Here is a 22661-nt window from a genome sequence, read left to right as displayed (position 1 = left end):
AGTATGCATACCCGGTATGCATCTGTAAAGCCGCCGGGCCGTGGATTGCCGCGGGGGCCTAACCTTCGAGTGCGGCTTCCACCGCGGCGGGGTCGCCGCCGTCGATGCCGAGTGCCCGGCGGCGGGGGTAAGGACGCACAGCGGCGCCGGCGGCCTCCAGGGCCAGGATGATCCCCAGCACGCGGCCGTCGAGGCCGTCGTCGTCCGGTAGGGTGACCAGCCGCTCGTGCCGCCGCGGTTCGGGCAACGCGTTGCCTTCCAAGGCGGCGGTGACGACCGCCGCGGTCGAGCGGGTCATGGTCCGGGTGGTGTTGACGCCGGGCGGCGTCGGGGAGTACACGGGCCAGTACGCGTGCCGTTCGCCCGATCGCGGCCGCCGTGGATGTCCGGCGCAGTGCCGCCGGAAGCCGTCGAGGTCCGTGACGTTGTGCCGCATCGCCTCGGCCACGAGCACGGCCCAGCTGAACCCGCCGACCAGCCCCCAGGCCGCCCCGTCGAGCTCCCGCTCCCGCGCCCACCGCCGGACCCGCGTCAGCAGGCCGCGAAACGCCGTCGTGTCCAGCCCCGAAAGCAGCGCGTCGGCGTCCCGCACGGCGAGCACCGCCCGCCGCCCCGCCTCGTCCAGCGCGGGATCCGCCGGATCGAGCCCGTGAACATCGCCGACCGCGACGTGCTGCACGTCGACGTCGATCCCGGCGACGCTCGCCCGCACGACGGGCACGACGGTCCCGGCCACCCGCGCCCCGGGCAGGATCGCGGCCAGCTCCGCCAGGGCATCGCCGGCCGCGGGCAGCGGCGAGGCCCACACCAGGTCCAGGTCCGTCGTCGCGGTCGCGACACCGAGGCGGACCGAGCCGACGACGTGGACGCGTGAGCCCGGCCGCACCGCGGCGCACGCCTCCTCCACCAGCTGCCGCGCCGCGTCGTGGCCCGTCGCGAACGGCACCGTGCGGCGGACCGCGAACGGTTCGGCGCCGCGGCGGCTGATCAGGTCGACCGCGGTCACCGTGAACTCGACCGGCCGCCACGCGCGCTGGATCTGCGCGAAGCGCTCCTCGACGCGCGGGCCGGTCAGCTTGGCGATGGTCAGATGGGGCGTGAAGCCGCCGGAGCCGCGGGAGCTCTGTTCGGTACACCCGGGAAAGCCCGCACCCAGCGCGGCCTGCAACCGGTGCAGCGCGTCCGGCGGCGTGGTCTGCGGCTCCAGCCACACGGTCGTGCTCCCCCGGTGCTCGAACCGGCGCACGTTGGCCAGCCGGACCCGAATCGGCGGCGTGGGCTGGATCGCGGCCGCCGCCACCCGGGCGGCCTCCTCGAAGTCGGCCTCCGGCACGAAGCCGTAGACGAGGTTGATGTGGGGCATCCAGCGGGCGTAGGACGGGTCGTGGACCGACCGCACGGCCTGCACGGCGCCCCACACCCGCTCCGGCGGGCGGATCACCAGCGCCGACGTGTGCACCGGTGCCGAGTCGACCGTCACCGGTGCCGGCTGCAGCAGCGCGGTCACGCCGAAGTGGTCGGAGACGAAGCGCGGACCGGGGGCGAACGGCCGGTCGCCGAAGCGCTCGGCGACCACCGGCGTGAGCGGCCCGCGCACGAGGATGCGGTCCAGCCGCGCGGCGCGGCCGGTGCGGGAGGCGACGGCGGCCAGCGGGTTCACCGCGGGGTCGAACGTGAAACCGGCGTCGTGCGGGTGGACCGCGCGCCAGGCGTCGACGTAGCCGGGCACCGTGGGCGCCGCGTCGTCGCCGGCGTTGAGGTCGGTGAGCACCACGGCGGCGTCGAGGTCGCCGCGCCCGAGCCGCTCGGCGATGACCCGCAGCTGATGCTCGCGCCGCTGTTCGGCACCCTCGGTGTGGTCGCTGGTCAGGTGCGCGGCGACGAAGCCGACCTGCCGGCCGTTGAGCACGGCGTGGCCGAGGACCAGCCGCTTGTACGCCGAGAGCCGGTGCACCTCCAGCGCCAGCGGCCACCGGCTCAGCAGCGTCGTGCCGTAGCCGATCTCCGCGTCGGGGGCGGCGGAGACGCAGTAGCGCTCCCGCACCCACGCCGCCGCGAGCAGTGCCGCCCAGAGCTCGTGCGTGACCTCGTGCAGCGCGACGACGTCGGCGCCGAGCCCCTCCAGCAGGTCCACGCAGGCGGGCACGCGCAGCTCGGGATAGGTCAGCTCGCGGTCGTACGCGTCCGAGAGCACGTTGAACGTGGCCACCTGCACCGCGTCGGCGTGCACGGGCCCCGCCTGTCCCGCCGGCACCCACTGCCCCGCGCCGGCGTCGAAGCGCAGGCACGCCGAGCCGTCGAAGGCCGCCACGCTGCGCCCGGCCGGCCGCCGCTCGCGGGACGCCCGGTCTGGGTCGATATCCGCGGAGCCCAATCGAGCCAGCCTGGGCGTCGCCCGGTCTGGGTCGATATCCGCGGAGCCCAATCGAGCCAGACTGGGCGTAGCCGCCTCGGCCGTGAGCCGGGCCAGGTCGGCCGCGCCGGGCCCGAACACCAGGTCGACGCGGCTGCGCCGATCCCACACGGTGACCGAGCCGGCCTTGACGTACTGCACCCGGTGCCAGGGTACGTCGCCGCCGCTGACGAACGCGGGCAGCGGCGTCTCGCGGATCCCGGCCCCGCGCTCGGTGTACCCGACGAGGAAGCGCGCCGCGTCGAGGGTGGCGTCGTATCGGATCCGCGACACCACGTCCTGCACGGGCCGCAACATGCCGGCGAGCCTAGGCGCCGCGCGCCACCACGGGCGACCGATTTCCCGGTTCCGGGCCGGCTGCGATTGCTGGCGGTCAGTGAACGGCGAGGGGAAGCTCGACTTGCAGGGAGGTGCCGTGACCGGCCGGGCTGTCCAGCGTGATGGTCCCGCCCAGTGCTTCGACCCGGTCGGTCAGCCCGGTGAGGCCGGATCCGCTTGCTGGGTCGGCGCCGCCGATGCCGTTGTCGCGCACCGTCATGTGCAGTCGGCCGTCGCTGACCGCGGTGTCGACGTGCACGACGGTGGCGTGTGCGTACTTGGCGGCGTTGGCCAGCGCTTCGGCTACGACGTAGTAGCCGGCCACCTCGACCGGTTCGGGCAGCCGGTCAGAGCACACGTCGAGTTCCACCGCGACGGCGGAACGGCGGGCGAGGGATTTGAGTGCCGGTCCCAGGCCTCCGTCGGACAGGATCGCCGGGTGGATGCCGCTGGAGATCTCCCGCAGCTCGTCCAGCGCGCCGGTCAGCCCATCGGTGAGCGCGGACAGCCGCGCCCGCAGCTCGGACGCGCCGGCCGGCAGGTCCGCCTCGACCATGCGCGCGGCCATGGCGAGCGAGACCAGCCGCTGCTGGATGCCGTCGTGCAGGTCTCGTTCGATGCGTCGGCGGGCCTGATCGGCCGCGATCACTACACGGGCCCGGGAGGCGACCAGGTCGGCTCGGGCCTGGGCGTTGGCGATCGCGGTGCCGACCAGGTCGGTGAAGTCCGCGATGCGCGCTTCGGCCTCGGCGGCCATCGGCTCTTCCTGCCTCGTGAAGGCCACCGTCAACCCCCAGAGGCGTCCCTCGACGGCGATCGGGGCGCCCACCGCCGAGCGGATCCCCAACTCGCGAATCTGCGCGGCGAGCGGGCCGGAACCGCCCGCGTAGCTGTTGACCCGGACGGAACGGCCGGTGCGCCACACCTGAGCCGAAACGGGGCTCCCCTCCAGCGATCCGCGTGTGCCGACCGGGAGCCCCGAGCCACTGCTCGCGAGCACGGTGATCGTGCCATCTGCCTCATAGCGGTCGACCACCGCACCGTCGGCGCCGATGAGCCGATCCAGTTCCTCGGCGACCGCGTCAAAGACTACGGTCGGCGGCACACCGCGCGCGACCAGCGTGGCGACGCGTCGCAGCGCGGCCTGTTGCTCAACGACCTGGGCGAGGTCTCCATCCGCCCCCATCACCAGCCGCCTAGCGTCCCGTGATCCTGGCTCCGCAACCCAGCGTACCTCTCTGCCGGAGACCGTGGTGTCGATCACGCCTCAACCGGGGAGAGGTGCATCCAGGTGAAGACGAGGGGCACGTCGCCGTCGCTGATCAGGTGGTGGTTCTCGCCGGGCTCGATGATGAGGACGTCCCCGGCGCGGAAGCGGGTCCCGGCGGTCCCGTCGAGCTCCAGCACCCCCGCGCCCTGCACGATCGTGAAGATCTCCGGCACGTCGTGGACGTGGTGGTCCGACTCGGCGTGGGTGCGGTGCCCGGGCGCGTCGTAGCGGCTGATCCCGCCCCGCCGCACCGGCCCCCAGCCCTTCCCGATCGCGGCCAGGGTCGCGGGCGTGCCGCCGTCGGGCAGGTCGGCGAGTGAAAGTTTCCTCACTGGAAGGCTCCGATCTCGTGGAAGTGGGCGCGCTCGGCGGCGGCGCGGCGCACCAGGGCGGCGGCGCCGGGGATCTCGACGCCGTCCTCCCGCCGGACCAGCCGGGCGGGGTCGAGCAGCGCCGGCGGGTCCCCGGCGAGGATCGCCTCGGCCAGCGCGGTGAAGGGCTCGGTGCGCTCCAGCGGCACCAGCAGCGGGGCGTCGTGGTCGCGGTGGTCGAGCAGGTTGGACAGCAGCCCGATCCGGCCCGGGACGACCTGTCCGCCGAGGCGGTCCTGGGTGTAGCCGACCTCGGCCGTCCCGTCCCGCCCGGCGACCGTGATGTCGCCGGGCACGAAGTCGCCCGAGCACAGCGTCACGGCCACGAACACCGACCGGCCGTCGGGGACGCTCAGGCGCAGGGTCGCCGTGTCCTCCACCTCGACGCTCGCCCGGGTGCGGTACCGGTCCAGGCCGATCGTCCACGGCGGGCGGATCCCGGTGATGGCGAGGGCCTGCATGAGCGCGTGCGCGAACGGGTTCACCAGGGCGCCGTCCCGCCCGCGCCGCCCCGACCACGAGGAGCGCGCCCAGTAGCTGTCCGGCCGCCACCACGCCCCGGCGACGGAGGCCGAGACGACCTCGCCGACCCGCTCGGCCAGCAGCGGCAGCGTCGGCGAGCCCAGCGCCTGGAAGCCGACCTGCAGGACGCGGCCCCGGGCCGCCTCGGCGAGGCGGCGATGGTCCGCCAGTGACAGCACCGGCGGCTTCTCCAGCAGCAGGTCGGCGCCCGCGTCGAGCACGTCGAGGGCGATCGGCAGGTGCGTGTGCGGCGGGGTGCAGACCACGACCACCTCGGGCTTGCGCTCGGCGAGCATCACCCGGTGGTCGGTGTAGTCGAAGCCGGGCTGTACGTCGCAGGTCGCGACGAGCCGGACCCGCTCGCCGAGCGCGTCGATGGCGCGCAGATGCCACGCACCGTGACCGGCGGCGCCGATCAGCGCGACTGAGGTCGGGCTCACCGCAGGGCCTCCAGGGTGCCGGCCACACCGTGCCGGTCCAGCTCACCGGACCACGACTTGAGCTGCGCGCGCAACTGCTCGTCGTCGGCGAAGCCGGGCGGGAAGACCGAGTCGAGCGCCAGCAGGTCCGGCGTGGACCGCAGCCGCTCGGCGAGCGGGTCGTCCAGCGGCAGCCGGGCGCCGTCGTCGGCCGAGCCGCGCACGAAGCGCATCCAGGCGGCGAGGACGAGGGTGGCGTACACCGGGACGCTCCCCGCCGCGCGCCGGTCGGCGATGGTGGCCAGCAGCCGCTGCGGGAGCTTCTGCGAGCCGTCCATCGCCACCTGCAGGGTGCGGTGGCGCAGGGCGGGGTTGGCGAAGCGCTCGAGCGCGCTCTGGCCGTACTGCTGCACCGTCACCCCGTCCGGCGGGCACAGCGTCGGCGCGATGTCCGTCGCGATGAAGCGTTCCATGGCGGCCCGCATCCCCGGCAGCGCCAGGGCCCGGTCGATCGTGGGCGCACCGGCGAGCGCACCGAGGTAGGCCAGCGCCGAGTGCGCGCCGAGGAGCACCCGCAGCTTCAGCCCCTCCCACGGGGCCACGTCGTCGGTCAGGATGGCCCCCGCGAGGTCCCACGCGGGCCGGCCGCCGGGGAAGTCGTCCTCGATGACCCACTGGCTGAACGGCTCCGCGGCGACCGCGGCCCGGTCCTCCAGGCCGAGGATGTTCTTCGCGGTGGCATAGGTGGCGCCGGTACTCGCCGGGACGATGCGGTCCACCATCGTGCTCGGGAATGCGATGAAACTCGCGTCACCCAGCCCGGCCGTGACCAGTTCCCGCAGCCGATGCCCGTTGGAGGGCAGGTTGTCGCAGCTGACCAGGGCGATCGGCGCCTGCGTGGCGGCCCGGGCGCGCAGACCGGAAAGCAGCAGCCGCATGATCGGGGCGTCGGGGCGGTACGCCTTCTCGGTGACGGTCAGCGTCACGACCCGCACCGCGGGGTCGGCCAGCAGGCGCTCGACTGCCTCCGGCTCGCTGGCGGCGTGCAGGGCCCGGGTGTGCACCCCGAGCACCCGCGGGGCGACCCGCTCGCCGTCCAGGGTCAGCACGCTGTACAGCAGGTCCTGTTCCAGCAGCGGGTCGAGCACGGCCCGGGAGCGGGGCGCGACCGCGGCGATGCCCCAGTCCCCGCCGCCCTTCGTGATGGCGTCCTCGGTGAACACGGCCTGGTGGGCGCGGTGGAACGCGCCCAGCCCGAGGTGCACGATGCCGGTGCCGATGCCGGCGGGCGTGACCGGGCCGGCGACGGTGGCGCGGCTCAGGCGTTCCATACCGGCCCCGCCGGGAAGCTGTACTGCGCCACGGACTCGGGGCGTATCTCGACGCTGTAGCCGGGGCGCTCGGGCAGCCGGTAGCGGCCGCCGGTCACCCGGACCGGGTCGGTGAAGTGCTCGTGCAGGTGCTCGACGTACTCCACCATCCGCCCCTCCATCGACCGGCTGACCCGCAGGTAGTCGAAGACGGACAGGTGCTGCACGTACTCGCACAGCCCGACCCCGCCCGCGTGCGGGCACACGATCACGCCGAACTTCGCCGCCAGCAGCAGTTCGGCGAGCACCTCGCCGACCCCGGCGACCCGGCACGCGTCGACCTGCATGATGCCGATCGCGCCGGCCTGCAGCAGCTGCTTGAAGATGACCCGGTTGGCGGCGACCTCACCGGTGGCGACCCGGCAGCGCTCGCCGAGCGCGCGCTGGATCGCGGCGTGGCCGAGCACGTCGTCGGCGTGGGTGGGCTCCTCGATCCAGTACGGCTCGAAGGCGACCAGCCGCTCCATGTTGGCGATCGCCTCGCCGACGTCCCAGACCTGGTTGGCGTCCATCATGAGCAGTGCGCCGGGGCCGATCTCGGCGCGAATGATCCCGGCCCGGCGCACGTCGTCGTCGATCGGGCCGCCGACCTTCATCTTCACCGCGGTCCAGCCGTCCTTGACGGCCGCCCGGGTGAGCGAGCGGACCTTCTCGTCGTCGTAGCCCAGCCAGCCGACGGAGGTGGTGTACGCCGGGAAGCCGTGCTCGCTCACGTGGGCGAGCCGCTCGCCGTAGCCCGCAAGCCCCGCGTCGAGGATCGCCGCGGCCTCCCCGGGCGTCAGCGCGTCGCGGATGTGCCGGAAGTCGATCGCGGCGACGAGGTCCGCGGTCGGCAGCTCGGCCAGCAGCCGCCACATCGGCGCCTCGGTCAGGCGGGCCCGCAGGTCCCACACGGCGTTGAGGATCGCCCCGGCCGCCATCGCCACGACGCCCTTCTCCGGGCCGAGCCAGCGCACCTGCACGTCGGCGGTGAGGGTGCGGGCACCCTCGGCGGTGCACAGCTCCTGCACCGTGTGCCCGACGACGTGATGCCGCAGGGCCTCGACGGCGGCGCAGGTGATCTCGTTGCCGCGGCCGTTGGTGAACGTCAGGCCGAAGCCCTGCTCCCCCGCGGCGGTCGAGACGACGACGTAGGTGGCCGAGTAGTCGCCGCGGTTGATGGCGTCGGAGCCGTCGCCGGCGGCCGCGGTCGGGAACCGCACGTCGTGCACGGCCAGGCCGGTGATCTCGGTCACGAGGATGCTCCTGTGTGGACGGTGCGCTGGTAGACGCGCTTGGGCAGGTGGTAGGCGAGGTCGGCGATGGTCTCGGCGGCCTCGTCCAGCGGCAGGCGGTGCTCGGCGACGAGCCGGGCGAGGAAGCCCGCGTCGACGCGGCGGGCCACGTCGTGGCGGACCGGGATCGAGCAGAAGGCGCGGGTGTCGTCGACGAAGCCGGCGGTATTGTAGAAGCCGGCCGTCTCGGTGACGGCCTCGCGGAAGCGGCGCAGGCCCTCGGGGCTGTCCAGGAACCACCAGGGCGCGCCGAGGAACACGGCCGGGTAGCCGCCGGCCAGCGGGGCCAGCTCGCGGGTGAAGGCGGTCTCGTCGAGGGTGTACAGCACGATGCGGAACCGCGGGTCGGTGCCGAGCTCGTCCAGCAGCGGCTTGAGCGCGCGCACGTACTCCGTCGGGCCGGGGATGTCGCCGCCCACGTCGCGGCCGTGCCGGGCGAAGAGGGCCGCGTTGTGGTTGCGCACCGCGCCCGGGTGCAGCTGCATGACCAGGCCGTCCTCGACCGACATGCGGGCGAACTCGACCAGCATGTGGGCCCGGAACCGCTCGGCGTCGCCGTCCTCGGCGTGCCCGCGCAGGGCCCGGTCGAACAGGGCGGCGGCCTCGTCGCGGGGCAGGGCCAGCGTGGCGGCGCTGGGGTGGCCGTGGTCGCTGGAGGTGGCGCCCGCGGCGATGAAGGCCTGGCGGCGTTCGCGCAGCCGGTCGAGGAACTCGGCGTAGGTGCCGGCGCCGAGCTGCGCGACGCGGTCGGTCCAGCCGGGCCAGTCGAGGTCGACGAGGTCGTCGGGGCGGAACGTGGTGATGACCCGCCCGCCCGGCCCGCCCCAGCCCTCGGCGGCGAGCTTGGCGTGCGCGCCGAGGTCGGCCAGCGGCGACTCGGTGGTGGCCAGCACCTCCAGGTTGAAGCGCTCGAACAGCGCGCGGGGCCGGAACGCGGGGTCGGCCAGGCGCTCGGCAATGGCGTCGTACACGTCGTCGGCGGTCCCGGTGTTCAGCGGCCCTTCGACCCCGAAGACCTCGCCGAACACGCGCTCGGTCCACAGCCGCGACGGGGTGCCGCGCAAGAGGTGCCAGTTGGCGGCCAGCAGCCGCCAGATGGTGCGCCCGTCGGTCTGCACGGGGGTGCCGTCCAGCGACGGCACGCCGAGGGCGGCGGGGGCAATGCCCTGGCTGGCCAGCATCCGCGTGACGTAGTGGTCCGGCACCACGATGAGCCGGGCCGGGTCCGGAAACGGCCGGTCGTCGGCGAGGATCGCCGGGTCGACGTGGCCGTGCGGGCTGATCAGCGGCAGGTCCTTGGCGTGCCGGTAGAGCTCACGCGCGATGGCGCGGATCCCCGGCTCGGCGGGCAGCAACTGGTCTTCATGCATGTGCGATACCAGCCTCGAGCTCTGCGGTGCGGACGGGCCGACCGGTGGTGATGGACTCGTTGGCGGCGAGCCCGACGAGCAGCGCGCGGGCGCCGGCGGCCGCGTCGGCGGATCGGCCGAGCGGGTCGGCGGGCGCGTCCGGGTCGAGCAGCTGGGCGAGCATGCGCACGTCGGCGCCGCCGTGGCCCTCCCGGCGGTATCCCTCGACGGGCACCTGGACGGGCGAGCCGAAGAACGGCCGCAGGCGCAGGCCGGCGGTGCCCGGCTCGCGGTGGCCCTTGAGGGAGTCGGCGGCCTCGGCCGAGACGTGGTCGGTCTCGGTGACGTCGAGCTCCAGCCGCCCGCGGCTGCCGTTGAAGGCGATGCGGTACCCCTCCCAGGGCGCATAGGCCGTCAGGTGATACGTCAGGGTGGCCCCGCGCGCGTAACGCACCATCACGGCGAGATCGTCCTCGATGGTCACGCCGGGCGCGAAGACGTCCTGGTCGCGGCGGTAGCCGTCGGCCCGCACGGCGGCGTCGCCGTAGAGGGCGGTGAGGTCGGACTCGTCCATGTCGATGGCGAACTTCCCGGCCCCACAGCCAGCGCCGGCGGTGCCGTAGAAGAAGAGCCTTCCGTCGGCGTAGACGGACTCCGGGTCGTCGGCCAGCCACCAGTTGACCAGGTCGAAGTGGTGCCCGGCCTTGTGGACCAGCAGGCCGCCGGAGTCGGCCTTGTCGCGGTGCCAGCGGCGGAAGTAGTCGGCGCCGTGGCGCACGTCGAGCAGCCACTCGAAGTGCACCGACCCGACCGCGCCGATCTCGCCGGAGGCGAGGATGCGCTTCACCGCCTCGTGCAGCGGGTTGTAGCGGTAGTTGAACGTGACCCGCACCCGGCGGCCGGTGCGGCGCACGGCGTCGAGGATCCGCGCGCAGCGCTGCGCGTCGATGGTCATCGGCTTCTCGGTGAGCACGTCGCACCCGGCCTCCAGCGCCGCGACGATGTACTCGTCGTGGTAGCGGTCCACGGTGCACACGATCACCACGTCGACCCGTTCGCGTTCGAGCATCGTGGCGAACTCGGACGCGGGATAGGCGGGGACCGGCGTGGGGAGCCGGGCGTTGTGCACGGCGATGCGGACCGGGTTCGGGTCGGCCAGCGCGACGAGCTCGCAGGTGTCACGGTGCTCGGCGGTGAGCGCCCGGACGAACATGGCCGCGCGCGACCCGGTGCCGACGATCGCATAGCGCGTTTTCAAGGAACCCCCTACGGCGAAGGGCTGCAAAGGTTTGCAGAAAACTATGCGCAAGAGCCGCTGGTCCGGTCAATACCGCCGCGCGAACAGATCAATGGGCGTTGACAGATTCGCAACCGTTTGCATAATTGGCTGCACCGAGCGGTGACCCAGGTCACCCGCCCGTGGTCGACCCGCTCCCCGGTCGCCCGGCCGGGTCGCCGCGCGACGGTCCGTCCGAGAGGAACTGCAGCGTGCCCGCCACGATCCGAGATGTCGCCCGCGCCTCCGGCGTCCATGTCTCCACCGTGTCCCGCACGTTCTCGGCGCCGCATCTGGTCAACCCCGAGACGCGCAGCCGGGTGCTGTCCACCGCGGAGAGCCTCGGCTACCGGCCCAACCGTGCCGCCCGCGCCCTGATCACCGGACGCACCCACAACATCGGCCTGATCGTCGCGGACATCGCCAACCCGTTCTTCCCCCCGCTCATCAAGGCCGCCGAGTCCCAGTCGCGCCAGCGCGACTACCACCTGTTCGTCGCCGACACCAACGAGGACCCCGTGGTCGAGGAGCAGCTCGTCCACGCCCTCGCCAAGCAGGTCGACGGCGTGCTGCTGTGCAGCCCGCGCATGAGCAACGACCTGATCGAGAAGCTCCGCAAGGAGGTGCCTCTCGTCGTGGTCAACCGGCCCGTCGAGGGGCTGCCCGCGGTCGTCATGGACGTCGCCAGCGGCGCCCGGGCCGCGATCGAACACCTGGTTTCCCTCGGCCACCGCGACATCGCCCTGCTGGGCGGGCCGCGCGGGTCGTGGACCAACCGGGAGATCCGCCGCTGCGCCACCGCCACGGCCAAGGCGGCGGGCGCCACGCTCACGGTCCTGGGCCCTTACCAGCCCACGGAGGCGGCCGGATCGGCCGCCTGCGAGGCACTGCTGGCCACGGGGGCGACCGCCGTGCTGGCCTACAACGACCTCATGGCGATCGGCCTGCTCGAGGCCCTGCACGAGCGGGGTGTGAGCGTGCCGGAGGAACTCAGCGTCGTCGGCATCGACGACATCATGCTCAGCCGGCTCGTGCGCCCGAAGCTCACCACCGTGGCGACACCGACCGCGGCCGCCGGCCGGGCGGCCGTGGACATGCTGTTGCACCACGACGAAGACCACCGCTCAACCGCACTCGTCACGCTCCAGACCCAACTGGTCATCCGCGACTCGACCGGCCCCGCTCCGGTGACAACCCCTTCGGTCGCGGCCGACCTCCTGGCCGACCCACACCGCACCATCCTTCTGGCCGACCCACACCGCACCGTGCCTAGGAGTGACTCCCCATGTCCGGAACACCCCGCCGCCGGCTGCTCGCCGTAGCCGCAGCGGCCGCCCTGCTGGTCCCCCTCGCCGCGTGCGGTGACGACGCCGGGTCCTCCCCCTTGGCCGACTCCACCAAGCCGGTCGAGCTGTCGTTCTTCTGGTGGGGCGGCGACGCCCGCGCCAAGCTCACCGAGGACGCGCTCAAGCTCTACACGGCCAAGCACCCCAACGTCACGTTCAAGACCACGTGGCAGGCCAACCAGGGCTACTTCGACAAGCTGGCCACGCTCACGGCCGGCAACGCCGCACCCGACATCTTCCAGATCGACGACAACTACCTGACCGAATACGCCTCGCGCAAGGTCACGCTCGACCTGAGCCCGTACCAGAAGTCCGGCAAGCTCGACACCTCGAAGTTCCCGGAGAGCCTCTGGAAGTACGGCGAGGTCGACGGCGTGCTCGCCGGCGTCGCGTTCGGCGAGAACACCCAGGGCCTGGTCTTCAACCAGACCAGGCTGCGAGCCGCGGGTATCGAACCTCCGAAAACGGGAATGTCCTGGGAGCAGTTCATCACCTGGGCCCAGGCGGCCGGCGCGGCCACGAAGACGGCCGGCACGCAGGACCCGAGCGCGGACTACAAGGCGTTCTGGGTGTGGCTGCGCCAGCAGGGCAAGGACCTGTACAAGGGCAAGGAGCTCGGCTTCACCGCCCAGGACGTGACCGCCTGGTTCGACCTGTGGAAGAGCGCCCGGGACAAGGGCGCGACGCCGCCACCGGACGTGATCCGGGAGGGCAACGCCACCGACATCACCAAGCAACTCGTGGTCACCGGGAAAGCCCTTACCTCGTGGGTGTGGGTCAACCAGCTGCCGGAGCTGCAGAAGAACACCAAGGACGAGCTCGGCGTCGTGGCGTACCCCGGCGACCCGAAGGCCCAGTGGGCGCGCGCCTCGATGTACTTCTCGGTGTACCGCGGCAGCGACAAGAAGGACGTGGCGGTCGACGTCATCAACTTCCTGGCCAACGACCCCGAGGCCGGCAAGGTCCTCGGCACCGACCGCGGCCTGCCGTCCAACCTGGACGTGCGCACCGCCGTCGAGGGCAGCGTCACCGACAAGGCGATGAAGACCTCGATCGACGTCGAGAACTCCCTCGGCAAGACCTTCGGCCCGTCGCCGCAGGTGCCGCTCAAGGGCCACAGCACCCTGCGCTCGGAGCTCGTCAAGGCCGGGGAGTCGGTGCAGACCGGCAAGGCGTCCTCCACTCAGGCCGCCGAGGCGTTCGTCACCGCCGTAAAGACGGCCATCTCCAAGTAGGGAACCCCTTCCAGTGGCGCTCACCACGACGCAACGGCCGACGCGACACTCCGTCCGGGTCCCGCACGGGCCCGGGCGGGGGGTCCGCCGTGAGGGCCGCGCCGGCTACGTCTTCCTCGCCCCCTGGCTGCTCGGCTTCGCGGGCTTCACGGCCCTGCCGATGCTGGGCTCGCTGCTGCTGAGCTTCACCGACTACGACATCCTGTCCGACTTCTCGGAGCTGCACTTCGTCGGCTTCGACAACTACACGCGCATGTTCACCGAGGACCCCGCGTTCTGGCACGCGGTGAAGGTGACCGTGCTCTTCGGCGTCATCGCGATCCCGCTGAAGCTCGCGGCCGCGTTCGGCGTGGCCCTGCTGCTCAACCGCGAGACGCGCGGCGTCGGGTTCTTCCGCGGCCTGTTCTACCTGCCCTCCCTGCTGGGCGGCAGCGTGGCGCTGGGCTACGTGTGGTACTCGATGTTCAACCGCGACGGCTCCTTCAACCGCCTGCTGGGCCTGTTCGGCATCGGCGGCGAGGGCTGGGTCAACGACCCCGACTGGGCCCTGGGCACCCTGATCCTGCTCGCGGTCTGGCAGTTCGGCGCGCCGATGGTCATCTTCCTGGCCGGCCTCAAGCAGGTCCCGGCCGAGCTCTACGAGGCCGCCTCGGTCGACGGCGCCGGCCCCTGGCGCAAGTTCTGGTCGGTGACGATGCCGATGATGTCGCCGGTCATCTTCTTCAACCTGGTGCTCGAGACCATCCACGGCTTCCAGGGCTTCACCTCGGCGTTCGTCATCTCCGGCGGCACCGGCGGGCCCGTGGACTCCACCCTGATGTACACGCTCTACCTGTACGTCAAGGGCTTCGCCGACTACGAGATGGGCTACGCCTCGGCACTCGCGTGGGTGTTCCTGGCCGCCATCGGCCTGCTGACGGTCGTGCTGTTCAGCACCGGCCGCTTCTGGGTGCACTACTCCGACGGAGGGGACGAGCGATGACAGTCGCGAAGCAGGGCCTGCGGCTCGTGGTCATCCTCGCCATCCTCGCGATCATCCTGTACCCGCTGGCGTGGATGCTCGGCAGCTCGTTCAAGAGCCAGGAGGAGGTGCTGTCCAACGTCTCCATCTGGCCGCGGAGCTGGACGCCCGGCAACTACCCCGACGGCTGGAAGCACTTCCGCAGTGTCCAGGTCACCTTCGGCCGGTTCTTCCTCAACAGCACGCTGGTCGCCCTGCTGGTCGTGGCCGGCAACGCGCTGTCCTGCCTGCTGGCCGCCTACGCCTTCGCCCGCCTGCGCTTCCGCGGGCGCAAGCTGTGGTTCACGGTCATGATCGGCACGCTGCTGCTGCCCGGCCACGTGCTCATCGTCCCGCAGTTCATCCTGTTCCGGCAGCTGGGCCTGGTCGGCGGTGAGTTCCCGTACCTGCCGCTGGTCGTGCCGCACTTCCTGGCCACGGAGGCGTTCTTCGTCTTCCTCATGGTCCAGTTCATGCGCGGCATCCCCCGCGAGCTGGACGAGGCCGCGAAGATCGACGGCTGCTCGCCGTTCGGGGTGTTCCGCAGCGTGATCCTGCCGCTGAGCCGCCCCGCGCTGGTGACCACGGCGATCTTCTCGTTCATCTGGACGTGGAACGACTTCTTCCGCCAGCTGGTGTACGTCTCGGAGACCACGAAGAACACCGTGCCGGTCGCGCTGCGCGCGTTCATCGACTCCTCGGGCCAGGTCTCCGTCGGACCGATGTTCGCGATGTCGGTGCTGTCGCTGGTGCCCGTCTTCCTGTTCTTCCTGGCGTTCCAGCGCATGCTCGTCGAGGGCATCAACACTTCGGGCCTGAAGGGGTAGGCGCGATGAAACGAGACTGGCAGGAGACCATCACGGTGGCCGCGGACGTCGCGCTGGTCGGCATCGCCGTGACCATCGCATCGGTACCGCTGGTGACGGCCGGCGCCGCCCTGCGCACGGGCTCGTCGGCGGTCCACGCCATCGCGATCGGCGAGAAGGTGGACCTCCGCGCGATGGGCCGGCTCTTCGCCGCCTCGCTGCTGCGCGGCGCGCTCGCCACCGCCGCCGCGGCCGGCTGCGCGCTCCTGCTGGTGTTCAACGTCGGCGCGGTCGCCGCCGGTCGGGTCCCGGGCGGGTCGCCCGCACTGGCCGGCACCGTCGCCGCGGCCGCCATCCTCCTGGCGATCGGCATGCTCGGCGTCGTACGGCTGGGAAGGGACACGTCCCCGTCCGGCTGGCGCGACGCCCTGCGCTGGGCCGGTCGCACGGCATGGCGGCAACCGGGCGCGGCGGCGGCGGTGGCCGGGGTGCCGGCCGTCGCCGCCGCGCTTGCGGCCTTCGTCCCGGTGACCACGCCCCTGCTGGTCGGCTACGCCCTCTACGGCGCCCACGCGGTCTGTGCGCGCTTCGTCAGGTCCGCGGAACCGGCTTAACCCCGCTCGGCCCCGGCGGGCCAGATCACGGTCATGGGCAGCGCCCGGTCCCGCGCCAGGGTGATCACGTCCGAGGTCCCGCCGGGGTCGAGCCTCTCGTGGCCGTCCCAGACCGCGACGAGCCGGTCGACCCGGTCGAGCATGATGCGGTTGGCGGCCACGTACGCCCGCACGCCCGAGTGCCCCTCCCCGCTCGCCAGCACCGAGCGCGCCCCGGCGAGCAGCGCGTCGAACTCGGCGCGCCGCTCCGGCGGCACCACGCCGCGGTAGTCGGGGGCGGGCAGGACGACCTCGTAGGTGCCGCCGACCTCGATCACCGCGCGCGCGAAGAGCTGATCGGCCCCGTCGGCCAGGCAGGTGACCCCGATGATCTGCTCGCCGCCGGCGACCTGCTCGCCGAGCGCGCGCAGATGCCGCACGAGCGCCGAGTAGATGACCGCCGCGCCGCCGTCGGTGAGGTTCGTGTGCCCCGTGATCCCGACCCGCACGGCTAGGCCGCCGTCACCCGGACCGGCTCGTGCAGCCGCACGATGGTGAACCCTTCGTCGGCGAGTATCTGCGTCATGTACCGTACCGCGTCGCGCGCCTTCTCCCGCCCGGGCTCGCCGAGCTCACCCCAGGCCACCAGATCCGGGTGCCGCCGCCGGCGCTCGTCGCGCGCCGGCCCGTGCCGCCACCCGCGCGAGGTCCGCTCGTCGCACCACCGCCGATGCTCGAGCTCGGCAAGGACCTCCAGCTCCCGCTCGGTGATGAGCCCGTCCTCGCCGTTGCGCACCGCGATGACGCAGCCCAGTGCCCGCATCTTGGCCGCGATCCCCTGCACCTGCGCGCGGTTGGCGTTGCGCATCGACTCCGACAGCTCGGCCCAGGCCACGGCGCTGGCCGGGCTCGCGCTGCCGCGGGCCGTGTCCAGGTAACGCTGGTGGAACCGGCGGGCCAGCCGCTCGGTGAGGTCGTCGGCGATCAGCTGCGGGTCGCAGGCGCGGGCGATGATCGGGTACACCTGCAGCTTCCCGCCGACCTCGTCGAGCAGGTCGTTGTGCTCACCGCCGTGGAAGGCATCGGCCAGCGCGGAGGCCTCGTAGGCGGCGACGAACACGGCCTCGCCGACCGCCTGCCACAGCTCCGTGCTCTCCAGCGCGAGGTCGAGCATCCGCCCCTCGTCGCGGTGGCACAGGTAGATGCGGTCGTAGCGGGCCGGCCGGCTGATCCGCGGCAGCCAGGTGTCCAGCAGCTCGTTGTACGCGCGGACGCGGCAGACCGAGTCCAGGAACGGGAAGCGGGCCAGCAGCGTGGCCAGGGTCCGCCCGGCGTCCGCGCCGATCACGTCGATGTGCAGCTGGTCGGGGTGGCCGCCGACGGAGCGCCAGTAGCGCGCGGTCTCGACCAGCAGCACCCGGGGGAACGAGCCGTCGCCGGAGATGAGCAGCCGCGCCGGCGGGCCGCCGGGGGCCGGTACGGGCAGCGGATGGCGCAGGTACAGCATCCGCGCGGCGACGTCGTCGACGTGGAAGTAGTCCAGCCGGAACCGGTTGGACCCGGCCGCGCCGAGCCGGCGCGCCTGCAGCAGGTGGCACGTCTGCTGGCGGTTGAGCCGCACGTAGATCCACGGCGAGGTCCGGCGCAGCTGCAGGGCGGTGCCGGCGGTCACCGAGACCGCGTGGTTGAACTGGTCGTCGTCGCTGCAGACGTAGAGGTAACGCGCCCGGCGCAGGCCCGCGGCGCGCAGCACCTCGGGCGAGCGCGCGTCGCCGAAGACGCCGAGCAGGCGGCGGTGACGCAGCTCCAGCGGCCCGAACGGCGCGGCCCGCACCACCACGACCCGCCGGCCGGCGGCGAAGAGCTGCTGGGCGAGGGCCTCGGCGAACGGGGTGTCGCCGCAGACGACCGCGTGCCGGCGGGCGGTGCGCGAGCGCAGCTTGCGGACCTCACCGGCGAGCAGCACGCGGCCGGTCTCCACCACGGTGGCCAGCGTGAACAGCGGGGCCAGGAACCGGGCGCACTGCAGCTGCCACGACAGCGCCGCCGTGGGCTCCTGCAGCGGGTCGGAGCCCAGAACGAAGAGCTGCAGCGTGTAGTACCAGGTGTCGAACCAGTCGCGCTCCGGCGGGAGCTTCCGCATGCCGATGAGCCCGAGCACCAGGGCGAGCACCCCGACGACAACGAACGTCGTGCGCAGGATGGTCACGCCCGGCCTGGCGCCGCTCAGCTCCGGCACCGCCACCCCGCACCCCCGCTTCGCCGCCGCACCACCAGACTGGACCTTCCAGTATGCGGTAATCGGTCCGTCACTAACAGGTGTCAATGACTGAGATCTTTTGGCGTACCCCTTTGGCGTCCGCGGGATATCGGGCACGATCGACCTGTGCCGCAGCAGCCCGAAGGTCGCGTCGTCACGTTCCACTCCTTCGCCGGTGGCACGGGCCGCACGATGGCGACGGCCAACGTCGCCTGGATCCTGGCCGCCGCCGGGCTGCGGGTGCTCGTCGTGGACTGGGATCTGGAGTCCCCGGGCCTGCACCGATACCTCCACCCGTTCCTCGACGCCGCGGAGCTGGAGAAGTCCGGCGGCGTCACCGACCTGTTCCGCCGCTTCGAGCGGGCCACCGTCGACCCGTTCGCGGTCACGCCGCCGGTCCCGGTGCACTGGCCGCACTTCGCCGGCGGCATCGACTACCTGCCGGCCGGGCGCCAGGACGCGGACTACGCGGGCGCGCTCAGCGGCCTCGGCGGGCAGGACTGGGACGACTTCTACCGCGCGGGCGGCGGCGAGTTCCTCGACGCGCTGCGCCGGCACATGGCCGTGCGCTACGACTACACGCTGATCGACTCCCCGCCCGGCACCGGCGACCTCGCCCAGATCTGCCTGGCCCAGCTGGCCGACGTGGTGGTGGCGTGCTTCACGCTGTCCGGCAAGAGCATCGAGGGCACGGCCCGCGCGATCGCGGCGACCAGCGAGGCGGAGCGCCCGCCGCGGGTGCTGCCGGTGCCGATGCGTGTCGATCTGGCCGACCGGGTCCGGGCCGAGGCCGGCCGGCGGGCGGCCCGCGCGCGGCTGGCGGGGCTGCCCGGCGAGCTCAGCGACGACGAGCGGGAGGCGTACTGGCGCGACGTGCGTGTGCCGTACCAGTCCGCCTACGCCTACGAGGAGATCCTCGCGACCCTGACCGACCTGCCGGGGCAGCCGGACTCGCTGCTCGGGGCCTACGAGCGGCTGGTGTGGTATCTCACCGGCGGCGCGGTGCAGGCGCTGCCGCCGCTGGAGGAGGGGGTACGGTACCGCGCCGCCGAGCACTACCTGCGCGTGACCGCCGCGCGCGAGGACCGGGTCCTGCTGCGCCACGCCGCCGAGGACCGCGTGTGGGCCGAGTGGATCGCCGAGACGCTCACGGCCGCGGGCGTGGCGGTCGGCCTCGGCGCCGCGGCCTCCGCGGCCCGGCCCGGCCCGGCCGCCGGGGCGCCGCGGGAGCTGCTCGTCATCTCCGACGGCCCCGGGGCCGCCGAGGCGCAGCGCCGCCCGGCGGGGCGGGCCCCGGGCGCGCGCCGCTGGCCGTCTACACCGACGCCGTCGGGGCCCTGCCCGCCTTTCCCGAGCACGCCGCGGCCCGCCTGCACGGCCTGCCCGAGGCCGAGGCGGCCCGCGCGCTGCTGCGCCTGGTCGGCCACGACGAGCCGCCGGGCCCGGCCGGCACCCTGCGCTACCCCGGCACCGAGCCGGCCCGCTTCCGCGCGCCGCGGCGCCCGGCCGGGTTCACCGGCCGGGCGGGTGAGCTGGAGCGGCTGCGCGCCCGGCTGCGCCCGGACGGGCACGCCGGGCCGCGCCAGACCGCCGCGGTGGTGCTGCACGGCCTGGGCGGCGCCGGGAAGTCGGCGCTGGCCGCGGAGTACGCGCACCGGTTCCGCACCGCCTACGACCTGGTCTGGTGGCTGGACTGCCACCGCCTGGCCGAGGACGTCGCCGAGCTGGCCCGGGCCCTGGGCATCGCGCCGCGCCACGGCAGCCGGGAGACGGCGGGGGCGGTGCTCGGCGCGCTGCGGCGGGGCGAGCCGTACCGCCGCTGGCTGATCGTGCTCGACGACGCCGACGACTTCGAGCAGGTGCGCCACTTCCTGCCGCAGGGCGGCGGCCAGGTGCTCATCACCTCGCGCAACCTGTCGTGGGGCGGCGGGTTCGCCCCGGTGCCGGTGACGGTCTTCGGCCGCGACGAGAGCATCGTGTACCTCCGCCGGCACCTGCCCGGCCTGCCCACCGCCGACGCCGACGCGATCTGCGAGGCCCTCGGGGACCTGCCGCTCGCACTCGCCGCGGCGGCCGGGGCGCTGCGCGAGCCGGATGCCTCGGTGGCCGGCTACCTGGCCGGCATCGAACGGACGCCGCTGCGGTTGCCGGGGGTCGCGCAGGTCTGGGACCGCTCGCTGCAGCGGCTGCGGGCCCAGTCGCCGGGCGCGCACCGCCTGCTGCAGCTGTTCTCGGTGCTGGCCCCGGACACCGCCACCGACGTCGTGTACAGCGACGCGATGGCCGAGGTGCTCAAGCCCTACGACGAGTCCGTCGCCGACCGCGTGATGCCGGCCGCGCTGGTGCAGCAGATCAGCCGGCTCGGCCTGCTGCGGCCCGATCTGCCCGGCGGGCGCATCCACATGCACCCGCTGCTGCAGCGCGTGGTCCGCGAGCGGATGAGCGACGAGGACCTGCGCGAGGCGCGCCACCAGGTGCACCTCGTGCTGGCCGGGCTGGGCCGGGGCCACGACGTCGACGACCCCCGCACGTGGCCGCAGTTCGAGCTGATCTGGCCGCACCTGGCCACCTCCGGGGCGGCGGAGTGCGGCGACGAGGCGGTCCGTGGCCTGGTCGTGGACCGCATTCGCCGGCTGCGCCACGCCGGCGAGACGACCCGCGGCGAGCGGCTCGCGCTGCGCGCGGAGGCGGTGTGGGCCGGCACCGCGCACGAGCGGCAGTTGCTGGCCCTGCGCGGGGTGCGCGCCGCCATCCTGCGCGACCAGGGCCGCTACGCGCAGGCGTGGCAACTGGACGAGGAGGTGGCCCGGGAGCAGGAGAAGGTGCTCGGCCGCCACCATCCCGCCACCCTGGCGACCCGCGACCGGCTGGCGGCCGACCTGCGGGCGCTCGGGCGCTACACCGAGGCGCTGCACCTGGCGCAGGCGACGTACCGGGCCTGGTCCCGGGTGGTCGGCGCCGAGCACACCCAGACCCTCAACGCGCTCAGCGGCCTGGCCACCGCCTACCGGGCCGCGGGCCGCTACCGCGACGCCCGCCGCTGCGACGAGCGGGTGCGCGTCTTCCGGCCCTTCCCGGTGCCGAACCCGCACCCGGCGGCGCTGCGGGCCGCCTCCAACCTGGGCCGCGACCTGCGCGACGCCGGCCTTTACGCGCAGGCCGCCGCTCTGCTGCGCGAGCTGGAGCCGGCCTGCGCCGCGGCCTTCGGCGCCGGGTCGCGGGCGGCATTGAAGGTCCGGACCAGTCTGGCGGTGTCGCTGCGGCTCGGGGGCCGGGCCGCCGAGTCGGTGCCGCTGCTGGAGAGCGCCTACGAGGACTTCGCCGAGGCGTCGGGGCCGGCCGGGCCGGACACGCTGGCCTGCCGGCACAGCTGGGGGCTGACGCTGCTGGCCACCGGGCACGTCGAGCGGGCCCGCTCCGAGCTGACCGGGGTCGTGGACCGCTACGGCGACCTGCTCGGCGACGCCCACCCGCGCACGATCGTGGCCCGGGCCAACCTCGCCCTGATCGCCTGGGCCGCCGGCGAGCACGACGAGGGCCACCGGCTCACCGCGTCGAGCGCCGCGCAGCTGGCGGCGGCGCTGCCCCCCGGGCATCCGCACGCGCTCGTCGCGGCGGTGAACCTCGCGCTGCTGGACGCCTGGCGCGACGACCGGCGAGACGCGCAGCGGCGCCTGGGTGAGCTCGCCGAGCGGCTGCGCCGGGCGCTGGGCGCGGACCATCCGCAGACGCGCCGGGCCGAGGCCGGACCGCTGGATGTCGCATATCCGACAGTCGATGTCTTGAGCTCGATCGACCCCTATTGAGCCCGGTTCACGCGGCGGCGCTCGGCGTCGCCCCGGTGTCCGTGAGCCAGCGGATCATGCGCGGCATGACCCGCAGCGCGCCGAAGTGGCCGATGCCGTGCTCGATCTCCAGCTGCGCGCCGGGGATGTGCTCGGCCAGCCAGCGGGTGTGCGCGACGGGGGCGAACCGGTCGTCGGCGCCGTGCCAGAGCCGGACCGGGGCGCGGATCGCGTCGAGGCGGAAGCCCCAGTCGGAGCGCAGCGCGAGCAGGTCGTCGATCCAGCCGTACGGCCCGCCGCCCAGCCCCACCGCGTAGGTGCGCAGCAACTGGCGCTCGATCGTCATGTCCTCCACGACGCGCAGGTCCGCGGGCGGCATGTCCTCGCGCAGCATGCTCAGCAGATGGTTGGGGTCCTCCTGCACCCGGCGCACCCGCAGCCGCAGCTGCTCGGTGATGAGCTCTTCGTCGAGCGCGGCCGCGCGCCAGGCGCGCCGGTTGAACGGGACCATGTCGCCGTACCAGTCCAGCCCCACGGCGTCGTGCGGGGCGAGGCTGACCAGGGCGGCCACCCGGGTGACCCGGTCCGCCAGCAGCGCCGCGCAGGCCAGCGCGTGCGGCCCGCCGCCCGAGCGGCCCAGCACCGCGAACGTGTCCAGGCCGAGCGCGTCGGCCAGGGCGGCGACGTCGGCGGCGGCCTGGCCCACGGTGCGGCCGCGGTGCCGGCCGGACTCGCCGTAGCCGGGCCGGCAGTAGGCGATGAGCCGGACCCCGTGGCGGTAGAGGATCGAGTGCCGCGGCTTGGGCCCGTCGCCGCTGCCCGGGGTGCCGTGGTGCAGGAAGACCGGCCGGCCGTCGCGCTTGCCGGAGACCTCGTACGCGATCCGGCGCCCGCCGGGCAGGTCGAGAAGCTCGAACACGGGTCGCCTCCGGGCACCGCCTCGATCGTGCGTTGCTTCCACTCTCGTGCGCCGTTGCAGGATCGTAAGAATACGAGCCCGTCGCTTGCGGCGGCCAGTGCAGCGCCGCCGGCCTGGTTCCGTCGCGCGTCATCA

General features: G+C 73.6%; 17 protein-coding genes and 1 pseudogene. 7 read left to right on the top strand and 11 right to left on the bottom strand.

Annotation, left to right across the window (positions count from 1 at the left end; genetic code table 11):
* Nucleotides 1-58: 58 nt before the first annotated feature.
* The 8 genes from ACQPY0_RS20955 to ACQPY0_RS20920 form a co-directional block, all read right to left on the bottom strand.
* Nucleotides 59-2710 (bottom strand): RNA repair domain-containing protein, encoded by a 2652-nt coding sequence (locus ACQPY0_RS20955; RefSeq protein ID WP_432991347.1) that lies wholly within the window; start codon nucleotides 2708-2710, stop codon nucleotides 59-61.
* 76 nt (nucleotides 2711-2786) lie between these two features.
* Nucleotides 2787-3995, bottom strand: a complete 1209-nt coding sequence (locus ACQPY0_RS20950) for a GAF domain-containing sensor histidine kinase (protein WP_432991345.1) — start codon at nucleotides 3993-3995, stop codon at nucleotides 2787-2789.
* Complete coding sequence (locus ACQPY0_RS20945; RefSeq protein WP_432991343.1) at nucleotides 3992-4333, bottom strand: cupin domain-containing protein; 342 nt, start codon at nucleotides 4331-4333, stop codon at nucleotides 3992-3994. The genes ACQPY0_RS20950 and ACQPY0_RS20945 overlap by 4 nt, the downstream gene beginning before the upstream one ends.
* The gene (locus ACQPY0_RS20940) at nucleotides 4330-5334 is read right to left on the bottom strand and encodes a Gfo/Idh/MocA family protein (RefSeq protein WP_432991341.1); all 1005 of its coding nucleotides are present in this window, start codon (nucleotides 5332-5334) and stop codon (nucleotides 4330-4332) included. Before ACQPY0_RS20940 ends, ACQPY0_RS20945 begins: the two co-directional genes overlap by 4 nt.
* Nucleotides 5331-6644 carry a mannitol dehydrogenase family protein gene (locus ACQPY0_RS20935; protein WP_432991339.1) on the bottom strand — a complete coding sequence of 438 codons (1314 nt, stop codon included), beginning with the start codon at nucleotides 6642-6644 and terminating at the stop codon, nucleotides 5331-5333. Before ACQPY0_RS20935 ends, ACQPY0_RS20940 begins: the two co-directional genes overlap by 4 nt.
* On the bottom strand, nucleotides 6632-7918 hold the full coding sequence (locus ACQPY0_RS20930) for an enolase C-terminal domain-like protein (RefSeq protein WP_432991337.1): 1287 nt from the start codon (nucleotides 7916-7918) through the stop codon (nucleotides 6632-6634). Before ACQPY0_RS20930 ends, ACQPY0_RS20935 begins: the two co-directional genes overlap by 13 nt.
* Nucleotides 7915-9327: a glucuronate isomerase gene (uxaC, locus tag ACQPY0_RS20925; RefSeq protein WP_432991335.1), complete on the bottom strand. Its 1413-nt coding sequence runs from the start codon at nucleotides 9325-9327 to the stop codon at nucleotides 7915-7917. Before uxaC ends, ACQPY0_RS20930 begins: the two co-directional genes overlap by 4 nt.
* Nucleotides 9320-10519, bottom strand: a complete 1200-nt coding sequence (locus ACQPY0_RS20920; RefSeq protein ID WP_432995315.1) for a Gfo/Idh/MocA family protein — start codon at nucleotides 10517-10519, stop codon at nucleotides 9320-9322. Before ACQPY0_RS20920 ends, uxaC begins: the two co-directional genes overlap by 8 nt.
* Nucleotides 10520-10794: 275 nt before the next feature.
* On the opposite strand from ACQPY0_RS20920, the gene ACQPY0_RS20915 reads away from it, so the two are divergent.
* The 5 genes from ACQPY0_RS20915 to ACQPY0_RS20895 are packed head-to-tail and all read left to right on the top strand — an operon-like array spanning nucleotide 10795 to nucleotide 15583.
* Complete coding sequence (locus tag ACQPY0_RS20915) at nucleotides 10795-11904, top strand: LacI family DNA-binding transcriptional regulator (RefSeq protein WP_432991333.1); 1110 nt, start codon at nucleotides 10795-10797, stop codon at nucleotides 11902-11904.
* A complete protein-coding gene (locus ACQPY0_RS20910) occupies nucleotides 11868-13163 on the top strand; it encodes an ABC transporter substrate-binding protein (RefSeq protein WP_432991331.1) in 1296 nt (431 codons plus the stop codon). Before ACQPY0_RS20915 ends, ACQPY0_RS20910 begins: the two co-directional genes overlap by 37 nt.
* Before the next feature lie 13 nt (nucleotides 13164-13176).
* Nucleotides 13177-14145 (top strand): carbohydrate ABC transporter permease, encoded by a 969-nt coding sequence (locus ACQPY0_RS20905; protein WP_432991329.1) that lies wholly within the window; start codon nucleotides 13177-13179, stop codon nucleotides 14143-14145.
* Nucleotides 14142-14990 (top strand): carbohydrate ABC transporter permease, encoded by an 849-nt coding sequence (locus ACQPY0_RS20900; protein WP_432991327.1) that lies wholly within the window; start codon nucleotides 14142-14144, stop codon nucleotides 14988-14990. The genes ACQPY0_RS20905 and ACQPY0_RS20900 overlap by 4 nt, the downstream gene beginning before the upstream one ends.
* Nucleotides 14991-14995: 5 nt before the next feature.
* Nucleotides 14996-15583, top strand: a complete 588-nt coding sequence (locus tag ACQPY0_RS20895) for a hypothetical protein (protein WP_432991325.1) — start codon at nucleotides 14996-14998, stop codon at nucleotides 15581-15583.
* On the opposite strand, the gene ACQPY0_RS20890 is transcribed toward ACQPY0_RS20895, so the two are convergent.
* Together ACQPY0_RS20890 and ACQPY0_RS20885 are read right to left on the bottom strand one after the other, a co-directional pair.
* Complete coding sequence (locus ACQPY0_RS20890) at nucleotides 15580-16071, bottom strand: hypothetical protein (RefSeq protein ID WP_432991323.1); 492 nt, start codon at nucleotides 16069-16071, stop codon at nucleotides 15580-15582. The two genes, ACQPY0_RS20895 and ACQPY0_RS20890, sit on opposite strands and share 4 nt — an antisense overlap.
* A gap of 2 nt (nucleotides 16072-16073) precedes the next feature.
* Complete coding sequence (locus tag ACQPY0_RS20885) at nucleotides 16074-17801, bottom strand: RyR domain-containing protein (protein WP_432991321.1); 1728 nt, start codon at nucleotides 17799-17801, stop codon at nucleotides 16074-16076.
* Between the two features lie 213 nt (nucleotides 17802-18014).
* Here ACQPY0_RS20885 and ACQPY0_RS20880 point away from each other — a divergent pair.
* Both ACQPY0_RS20880 and fxsT read left to right on the top strand, forming a co-directional pair.
* Nucleotides 18015-18473 (top strand): annotated as a pseudogene (locus ACQPY0_RS20880) (tyrosine-protein kinase family protein); the annotation flags it as partial.
* 5 nt (nucleotides 18474-18478) lie between these two features.
* Nucleotides 18479-21628 (top strand): FxSxx-COOH system tetratricopeptide repeat protein, encoded by a 3150-nt coding sequence (fxsT, locus tag ACQPY0_RS20875; protein ID WP_432991319.1) that lies wholly within the window; start codon nucleotides 18479-18481, stop codon nucleotides 21626-21628.
* A 7-nt stretch (nucleotides 21629-21635) separates the two neighbouring features.
* Here fxsT and ACQPY0_RS20870 read toward each other — a convergent pair whose 3' ends face one another.
* Entirely contained in the window at nucleotides 21636-22526 is an 891-nt protein-coding gene (locus ACQPY0_RS20870) for an alpha/beta fold hydrolase (RefSeq protein ID WP_432991317.1), read from the bottom strand.
* Between the last annotated feature and the right edge of the window lie 135 nt (nucleotides 22527-22661).

Origin of the sequence: Dactylosporangium sp. CA-233914, from assembly GCF_050942935.1 — a bacterium.
GTDB lineage: Bacteria > Actinomycetota > Actinomycetes > Mycobacteriales > Micromonosporaceae > Dactylosporangium.
The sequence above is the reverse complement of the archived record's forward strand: the minus strand, read 5'-3'. Positions and strand labels throughout refer to the sequence as shown.